At 48.1% G+C, this 8,157-nt stretch carries 14 protein-coding genes; 5 read left to right on the top strand and 9 right to left on the bottom strand.

The features are described from left to right. Window positions 1-277 precede the first annotated feature (277 nt). Window positions 278-454 carry a hypothetical protein gene (locus AC5I6P_RS09680; protein WP_495693543.1) on the bottom strand — a complete coding sequence of 59 codons (177 nt, stop codon included), beginning with the start codon at window positions 452-454 and terminating at the stop codon, window positions 278-280. Here AC5I6P_RS09680 and AC5I6P_RS09675 point away from each other — a divergent pair. From AC5I6P_RS09675 to AC5I6P_RS09665, 3 genes are all read left to right on the top strand, one after another. Beyond that, window positions 453-875 (top strand): hypothetical protein, encoded by a 423-nt coding sequence (locus AC5I6P_RS09675; protein WP_495693542.1) that lies wholly within the window; start codon window positions 453-455, stop codon window positions 873-875. The two genes, AC5I6P_RS09680 and AC5I6P_RS09675, sit on opposite strands and share 2 nt — an antisense overlap. Before the next feature lie 172 nt (window positions 876-1,047). Continuing rightward, window positions 1,048-1,293, top strand: coding sequence for a DUF1902 domain-containing protein (locus AC5I6P_RS09670; RefSeq protein ID WP_495693541.1), 246 nt, complete (start codon window positions 1,048-1,050; stop codon window positions 1,291-1,293). Further along, the gene (locus tag AC5I6P_RS09665; RefSeq protein WP_495693540.1) at window positions 1,294-1,491 is read left to right on the top strand and encodes a type II toxin-antitoxin system HicA family toxin; all 198 of its coding nucleotides are present in this window, start codon (window positions 1,294-1,296) and stop codon (window positions 1,489-1,491) included. Between the two features lie 67 nt (window positions 1,492-1,558). On the opposite strand, the gene ruvA is transcribed toward AC5I6P_RS09665, so the two are convergent. From ruvA to AC5I6P_RS09630, 7 genes are all read right to left on the bottom strand, one after another. Further along, complete coding sequence (ruvA, locus tag AC5I6P_RS09660) at window positions 1,559-2,215, bottom strand: Holliday junction branch migration protein RuvA (RefSeq protein ID WP_495693539.1); 657 nt, start codon at window positions 2,213-2,215, stop codon at window positions 1,559-1,561. A gap of 14 nt (window positions 2,216-2,229) precedes the next feature. Beyond that, complete coding sequence (locus AC5I6P_RS09655; RefSeq protein WP_495693538.1) at window positions 2,230-2,976, bottom strand: sucrose-phosphate phosphatase; 747 nt, start codon at window positions 2,974-2,976, stop codon at window positions 2,230-2,232. A 90-nt stretch (window positions 2,977-3,066) separates the two neighbouring features. Continuing rightward, window positions 3,067-3,684, bottom strand: coding sequence for a molybdenum cofactor guanylyltransferase (locus tag AC5I6P_RS09650; RefSeq protein ID WP_495693537.1), 618 nt, complete (start codon window positions 3,682-3,684; stop codon window positions 3,067-3,069). Beyond that, the gene (locus AC5I6P_RS09645; RefSeq protein WP_495693536.1) at window positions 3,668-3,892 is read right to left on the bottom strand and encodes a DUF167 domain-containing protein; all 225 of its coding nucleotides are present in this window, start codon (window positions 3,890-3,892) and stop codon (window positions 3,668-3,670) included. Before AC5I6P_RS09645 ends, AC5I6P_RS09650 begins: the two co-directional genes overlap by 17 nt. Window positions 3,893-3,923: 31 nt before the next feature. After that, entirely contained in the window at window positions 3,924-4,325 is a 402-nt protein-coding gene (locus AC5I6P_RS09640) for a TIGR02588 family protein (protein ID WP_495693535.1), read from the bottom strand. Continuing rightward, window positions 4,322-5,179, bottom strand: a complete 858-nt coding sequence (locus AC5I6P_RS09635) for a TIGR02587 family membrane protein (RefSeq protein WP_495693534.1) — start codon at window positions 5,177-5,179, stop codon at window positions 4,322-4,324. Before AC5I6P_RS09635 ends, AC5I6P_RS09640 begins: the two co-directional genes overlap by 4 nt. A gap of 151 nt (window positions 5,180-5,330) precedes the next feature. Next, a complete protein-coding gene (locus AC5I6P_RS09630) occupies window positions 5,331-6,512 on the bottom strand; it encodes an RtcB family protein (RefSeq protein WP_495693533.1) in 1,182 nt (393 codons plus the stop codon). A 160-nt stretch (window positions 6,513-6,672) separates the two neighbouring features. Between AC5I6P_RS09630 and AC5I6P_RS09625 the strand changes: the two genes are divergently transcribed. Continuing rightward, window positions 6,673-6,981 carry a TIGR03792 family protein gene (locus AC5I6P_RS09625; protein WP_495693532.1) on the top strand — a complete coding sequence of 103 codons (309 nt, stop codon included), beginning with the start codon at window positions 6,673-6,675 and terminating at the stop codon, window positions 6,979-6,981. 34 nt (window positions 6,982-7,015) lie between these two features. Further along, entirely contained in the window at window positions 7,016-7,375 is a 360-nt protein-coding gene (locus AC5I6P_RS09620) for a zinc ribbon domain-containing protein (protein WP_495693531.1), read from the top strand. A 1-nt stretch (window position 7,376) separates the two neighbouring features. Here AC5I6P_RS09620 and AC5I6P_RS09615 read toward each other — a convergent pair whose 3' ends face one another. Next, a complete protein-coding gene (locus AC5I6P_RS09615) occupies window positions 7,377-8,072 on the bottom strand; it encodes a GvpL/GvpF family gas vesicle protein (protein ID WP_495693530.1) in 696 nt (231 codons plus the stop codon). Window positions 8,073-8,157: the final 85 nt, after the last annotated feature.

The following is an 8,157-nucleotide window of genomic DNA, read 5'->3' as shown; positions in this document are numbered from 1 at the left end:
TGGCAAACATCGTTTCGTTTGTGGCAAACATCGTTTCGTTTGTGGCAAACATCGTTTCGTTTGTGGCAAACATCGTCTCGTTCGTAGAAAACATCGTTTCGTTCGTGACGAAAAGGTGCTCGTTCGCGACGAAAAGGTACTCATGTGAAATTGAACACTGGATGCGACAGATGGGCATTTATCCGATAGCCCACAGATGTTTCACCGAAACGTAGGTCACTTCGGTTAAATCGGATAGAACGGATTTGGGATGTGCTTGTAGAACATAAGACAGCCATCATGACGGGGTTTCAGCTTTAGTAACAGCAGCAACGCCTTTTGAAATTAGAGGTAGTGTAGGGACAATTATTTGGAGCAAGGTTGCAGTGAAATTTGGCTTATTCAATAATTCAAAATTTAAAGCTTGTTCTTCAATCTTTTTCAATTTTCCTATCACCGCCTGCATTCTTGGCATGTTATCGGGCTGTAGCTTAGCCTCCAATCCAACTCCAGTGCTCAAACCCTCAACGCAACTCGCTCCTTTAGAGGCAAAAGTTAGCCAACTCGATATTGCGAACGTCGTAGGTGGATATTGGGTGACGGAGAAAGGTCAGCTTATTTCGCCAATACAGGGTCGAATCTACGGATACGACTGGTATGCAATCAAGTTAAATCAAGGCGGAAAGGTCACCCTTACTTGGGATGATGGGTTGAACTGTACAAAAACAGAAGGACAGATTAAAGACAACAAACTTAAATTAAAAGCAGGCGATGTTGAAACAGAGCTAGTTGTTCACGATAGGCATCGCGCTACAATCGCGTTTTGTGAGGGTAAAACAACCTACGTCAAGCAACTCGTAAAACAGCGTGAAGATGCAAAGGTGATTTGTCAGTAATTTAAAGATAGCTGAGGTCAGCAAGGTTACTTAAGGCGTTTTAGCTTGTCCTACGTTAGCGAAGCTGACAAATCATTTACTGACTCAACCACGCGATCGCTGATCAAATCCATAACTTCTGAACACGTTAGTGTTTGTATAATGGAGCAGTCATCCCTAGGCGTCGTTGCAAATGGTTCAGCTAACTTGCAGTGTGAAAGCGTTTTGGGATTCAGAGGTAAAGGTTTGGGTTGCGACCAGTGAGGATGTGCCGGGGTTAGCAACAGAAGCCCCAACGATCGAAGCCCTAACGGAGAAACTGCGGGTGATTATCCCAGAACTCATCCTGCTGAATCGTCTTCTACCGGAGCAACTCCCAAGTTCAGTTAACTTTCAGTTGATTAGCCTTTGGGAAGAGCAGATTGAGGTCGCTTCCTAAATGCCCGCATCGCTGACTCCTGAATTGAAGAAGCTGCTTTTAGAAGCGGGGTGCTACTTCGAGCGACAGGGCAAAGGAGATCATGAAATTTGGTATAGCCCAATCACCGCTCGTCGATTCGTAGTAGATGGAGCAATTCGATCTCGACACACGGCAAATGCTGTGCTGAAGCAAGCAGGGTTACTTAAGGCGTTTTAGCTTGTCCTAGGTTAGCAAAGCTGACTACTAATTTTTCAGAGGCAGAGCGATGCAATACAGATGCTTACTACTGACTCAACCAAGCGATCGCTTGTCGAATCCACACTTCTGCATCATCCGATTTTGACAAGGTAGAACTCTGTCCCACCGCTTGCAACGCTTGGGTAATCTCGCGATCGGTATAGCCCAGCGCGAGGAGCGTCATTTCCACATCTTCTTGAATATTCGAGGCAGGCCCTGCGCCCGGAGCCAGGACAAGATTTGCCTGCGATCGCCACTCAGAGAGCTTTGTCTTGAGTTCTAGGGCAATGCGTTCGGCGGTTTTGGCCCCAACGCCCGGCGTGCGAGACAGTAATCGCGTATTGCCCGATACGATCGCTTGCACCAGATCTTGCAATCCCAACGTATCAAGCAACGCCACGGCCAATTGCGGGCCAATTCCACTCACACTCACCAGCTGCCGAAACAAATCTCGCTCTGCCGACGAGCCAAACCCAAACAGCGTTACCTGATCTTCTCGCACATTGAGATGCGTAAAGATCTGCGCAGCTTCTCCAATTTCGGGCAAATCTTGCATCAGACGCGGCACAATCTGAATGTCGTAGCCGATATCATTCACATCTAGTGTCAGAACCACACGCGAACTGCTGATTTTTTGGATCGTTGCGATCGTACCCTTGAGATAACCAATCATGTGAGATAACCAATCATGGGCGGCGTGCAAAGAGGGAGAACGGTTTACCGAAAGCCAAAATACTTTAAGCCTTCAAGAATACCAGCCGCGCAATGCGCTTTTGCTAAATAGCGTTGAGTACTGGGATGATTGCGATGCCATCGCAGAAGTTCCGGCTGAGCATTACCAACGATAATTCCGCATTCTTCTCCCGCCGCAAATAGCGCAATATCATTGCCCGAATCCCCGCACACGATCGTTTCTGCCGCCGCAAATCCCAACTGCTCGCGAATAAACGTCATTGCAGCTCCCTTGTTGGCGCTGCGCGGCAAAATATCTAAATCTTTCCCACTGCTGTAAATCAGTTGCACATCTAGACCCCGTTGTTCTAGCAACGATTCCAGTTCGGGAAGCACATCTACCGCCGCTTCTTTGGTTAAGAAAAAACTGATCTTAAACGCGCATTGCTCTGTTTCGGGTTGCAAGACCAAATCAGAAAAATGAGCCGTCACAGCAAAAACAGCGGCGCGATCCCATCCGACAGACAACTTCTCTAACCAGCCCGAATCGGGCGATTTCTGCCCGCCATGGTAGATTTCTGTGCCAACGGAGGCAATGAGAATATCGGGGTCAATCAGTCCTGCTTCTGCTTGGAGTTCTCGATACAACGTTGGCGATCGCCCCGTCGAATAGACTAGCGTTGCTCCGTTCGTCTGTCGCTGCTCGATCACCCACTGATTCAGTTGATCTAAGGCAAAGTCATCTCCGACTAGCGTATGGTCCAGATCCGTTACAAGCAGAAACTTGGGCACACCGATCACCTCCAAACATCATTTATGAGTTTATCGATCTGTGGCAGAAATTACCTAATGCCAAGGAAGGAATAAAGAGGGTGAGGACCACTAGAACTGTTGAATAACCTGTTCTAAATCATCAGGCGTGTTGCAATTAAACAGAACTTGCGGAGCGCTCACAGGCAATTCTTGAATATGTTGGTTGGATAGCCACTTTTGAAAAGAGCGTCCGCCTTGATCAATGAAGTGTGCCAATTCGGGTAAGCAAGTGCGGCGGTAGAAACCACACAGAGGCTCCCAACCTTTTTCGTGTTTGGGCAGCAGCGCGATTGGCGCAGTCAAGCTTCCTTGGATCGCATCATTTGGCACGCGATCAAGTAAGGCTGTCCAACCCTTTAGCTGGGCTCCATCTAATTGCGGCAGGTCACAGGCTAACAGGAGAACCCATTCCGTTGATAGGTGAGGTAATGCTTGAGCGAATGCGATCGCAGGACCTCGCGGTTCGATCTCAGCAATAAATTTTGCGTCGAGTGGCAGCAGCGATCGATACGCTTCAACTCTAGAGGTGACAACATAGATCTCACGGCTACAGGGCCTCGCCGCATCGTAGACTCGTCGCAGCATCGGCACACCGTTGATCTCGATCCGCGCCTTGTCTCGACCCATACGTGAACTTTGTCCACCCGCCAGAATGACAGTACTCAGTTCATTAGCAATCAATTTCAATTCGTTTTAATTTGGAGGATGCGCCAGATCTGATCGTAATGCACGATTTAGGAACATCGAAGCGATCGGACAACACTTTGATCAGTTCTGTATTCGCTTTACCATCAACTGGAGGGGATTTTAGATGCACAATCCAACTGCCATCTTCTTGTTGTTCAATGGTTTGGCGTTTGGAATTAGGCTTGACTTTGATGCTTAAAATTTCCATCTGTGCGGCTCATGGCGGAGCAGAATTTGAGTTACGGCAATTTATAGCTGGCGACTCGAACCGTTAACTCGCCCCGACGCGGATCACGGCGAAACACAAACGCTCCTTCCTCAGTTTCACCATCCGACAGAAAATCAATCTGCTGATCGCCCGATTCTTCAACCTGACCGTTGACCCGCAACTCTGCCACAACCTGCACCGACTCCACCGTTTCGCCTCCCGTATTTTCTACGGTAAAGGGAACATAATATTGTCCTTGCGCTTCCCGAATTTGCTCGCGCCGCTCTAGAGTCAACACGGGTGGACGGTCTTGCTCGGTTGCCCAAGCGTAAATCACTAAACCCGCGATCGCGCCCAAAATCGTAGACGCAATTCCAAACGTTGTCCATTCTGCGATCGATCGCGTGGGTCGTTCTTGAGAAGAATGGCTCATATTGCTAACCGTCCTGCGGCTCCGCCCACGGTAGCCGGTAAACCTAAAAGAATCGAATAATTTAGCCACACCTGCCACGGATCGCCAAATTCAAGCTTTTGAAAGAATAGCAGCATCACCATTGCGGCAATGAGAGACACAAGATAACTTGCGATCGTTTCACTTAACGGACGCTGAAAGATACCGCGCTGTTGTTGTCGTTGCTGATAGTTTGTAAACCCTGATGCGAACACAATGCAGTATGAAATAAGCAACGACGCTATCATCATTGATAACAACGAAAGTCCTGAAACTGCCGCCGCCAGCATTGGAATTTCGTCAGTGGGTGCAATATTAAATGCAATAATAGTTGCTCCAATCAACGTCGCACTGATATCTGAAAGGGTGGCGCTCAGTTGCTTAGACCGAGAGGAGTTAGATTGCTGATCAAAACGTCCTTCATCTCCTCTAAGAAACTGATTCGCTAATGCTACACCCAGTGAGAAGGGCATACCTTCGTAAATCAATTTTCCCAACGCTTCATGTAAAGGAGTTTGTAGCGTAATTTCTTGCAGCAATATCAGAATAAATCCAGCACAAACAATGCCAATTGCGATCGCTTCAACGCTGTCAATCAATGCATCTGTAGTATGAACAGCGCTGTCGCGGCGAAAGCCCGCCGTCTGATTCAGAAAAAATATAATTGCAAACGTGAGTACGAGCGCTAATAGCATTCTCACTGGACCCACAGATGAGCCGATCCACCAAACTTCCATTGTGTAGAGCAACGGCACACCAAATAGAAATCCGCCTGACGCCCCGCGCAGCAGATCGTGAAGTTCAGTGCGCCACTGCTTCGCCAAACCCTTTTTCATAGCTCACAGCAAAGAAATGAAACTAAGATACAAGGGATGCGATCGCCGCTGCCATTCCTCCAGAGATAGAACGTTATTCTAGATACAAAAAAGATGCGCTCCACGGTTAGGAACGCATCTCTAAGTTGATTTGATAAGTTAGTGATTTGATTTAACCTTTCACACAAACCACTTGCTTTAGCGTTGCTACAACTTCCACTAAATCAGCCTGATTTGCCATCACCGATTCAATCGACTTGTAAGCCGCCGGAATCTCGTCTAGCACGCCTCCATCTTTACGGCACTCAACCCCTTCTGTTTGCCGAATCAAATCATCCAAGGTGTAAGCATTCTTCGCTTTGTTGCGAGACATTAATCGCCCTGCCCCGTGAGAACACGAGCAGTAGCTTTCGTGATTGCCCTTGCCCTTGACAATGTAGGACTTTGCGCCCATTGATCCAGGGATGATGCCGTAATCGGTCTCACGGGCACGCACTGCCCCTTTGCGCGTCACATACACCTCTTCGCCAAAATGAATTTCCTTTTCGGCATAGTTGTGATGACAGTTCACCGACATGAGAGGCTTGATCGGCTTCCCGCCCGCAAGATGCTTTTCGATTACCTTTTGGAAGCGACTCATCATCACTTCTCGATTGAATCGTGCATACTCTTGCGCCCACTGCAAATCACGCCAATAGGCTTCAAATTCAGCAGTCCCCGCCGTAAAGTAAGCCAAGTCAGGATCAGGCAATTTCTCACCCGCCAACTTTGCCAAATTCTTTCCGGTATTGATGTGGTTTTGCGCCAGCATATTGCCAATATTGCGCGACCCAGAATGCAGCATCAGCCACACTTGATTCTCGGTATCGATGCACACTTCGATAAAGTGGTTTCCGCCGCCAAGAGACCCCATTTGCTTCAGGGCTTTGCTCTCTAGATGCTGCACACCTGAATGCAGATGCTTAAAGTCGTGCCATCCCTGCCAATTCAACGCCTTTTTGTCAGCTTCCTTGTTTTCGTTAAAGCCAACCGGAATGATCGCTTCAATATCCTGACGAATTTTCTTCAGTTTACCTTCCAGTTGGTCTGCCACAAATGGCGTCTTAATGGCACACATTCCGCAGCCAATATCGACTCCGACAGCCGCAGGCAGGATCGCATCTTTCGTCGCGACAACAGAACCAACCAGCGCTCCTTTACCTAGGTGAACATCGGGCATCAGCGCAACGTGTTTAAACACAAAGGGCAAGGAGGCAACATTTTTCGCCATTTTGATTTCTTGCGGGCCGAGGTCGTGGTTTGCCCACGATAAAACAGGCGTTGATGTAGAAAGATTGAGTGCTTCGTAAGGCATGATGATTGCCTCCTAGTAGAGTATCGATAACGGTTTGATGATGCCCATCGCCTCACCGTAGTATATATACTACACGCGTAATACAAGACTGTCAAGCTACGGCTGCGTAAGAATAGAGATGACTCTGAATTAGAGATGTCTATCTGTAACAGATCAACTTATGGTGATTGAATGGCTCAAGGTTAAAGTGCCGATCGCACTACGCGAAACCTATATTGAAAAGGACGCAGAAATCTGGACAGCAGCTTTAGCCAAGTACCCAGGCTATGCGGGTAAAGAAATTTGGTTTAACCCAAAGGACGAAACAGAACTGATCATGGTGATTTATTGGCAAAGTAAAGAAGCGTGGAAATCGATTCCGGCAGACGTACTACAAGAGATCGATCGCAAGTTCATTGAAGCGATGGGACAGTCGTTTCCCTTTCTCGAAGAAGCCGAATATCAAGTCCGCAAATTTGGCAATCGCTAAAAAAGAACTCCCCACATCAAACCCTTGACCCGCTATGTTGTCTTGTCCTAAGTGCCATCAACCGATTAAAAATCGAGATGCGATCGCCTGTCCTCACTGCCGCACCCCATTAAAGGCGCACGGTCACGCGGGCATTCCACTTCATCGCGCGATCGGTAATGAGCCACTCTGTAGAACCTGTACCTATCACGCGGATGACACCTGCAACTATCCTCAGCGCCCCGATGCGTGGGAATGCACGATGTACCGCGATTGCCGCGTCGCTACGGTCAGCACCCCAACGAACTACGAAACGAGTTCATCGCCGCAAGCTTGGATTCGCCGCAATGGAGTTTGGATTGCGATCGTAGGGCTGCTAGTCCTCAGCTTTCTAATTGCCGCCTCAAAACGCTAACCTAAACAAAGTGATAGGGCGGCAGCGCCTCACCCAACGTCAATTCCCAGCTAGAGCAGAGATTTTGCCACCCTTCTAGGCGCGAATAAAGCGTGTCTTCAGCTTCACGGTTCACGAGTAAATAGAGCTTCTCGCCTTCAGACTGAGACTCTTTCAGGATGTGGTTAGGATACGCCAACGCGATCGCATTGAGTACCGTCTTCAATTCCTGCTGCTGTTGAGTGCGTTGGTCTACCTGCTGCTGATAGCGCTGTTTCTTGGCCAAAAGATACTCTTTTCCTCGCAACTCCGACTCTAACTGGGGCGGCGGGTTGTCGATAGGCATCAGCATGAGGCGATACTCGGCTTTTCCTTCAAACTGATTTAGCTTTGCCAGATACTTATCTTGATGTAATTCGAGATGTTCGAGCAAATTTTCGGGCGAGACAAACCACGTCCCAAACCGTAAGGGAAGAATTGCAGTCGTCCAGAACAAGTCGCAAATGATGCGATCGTGGGTCAAGACCGCTTGAACCAGCCGATGATCATTTTGCTGAATTTCATCTAAATCTAGGTCTGGTTCCACCAGTGCCGAGAGAGTCGGTGTACCCATAATTTCAATCTGTCCAGCGATTCCATCTTGCTCGAACTGCAAGTCTGTTTTAGGCGTTTTGAAAAAGGCGTAGGTATACATCCCCGATCTACTTGACAGCACCATATTGAGTCTAGGCGATAGTTCAGAAATCTAGGAAATCTTGGTCGCAAAACTTTGAAGTCCGATCGATCTAACTGCCAGAATCAAA

The organism is Myxacorys sp. (genome assembly GCF_059501405.1).
Note: the sequence above shows the minus strand (reverse complement) of the source record. Positions and strands in the feature narration are given on the sequence as shown.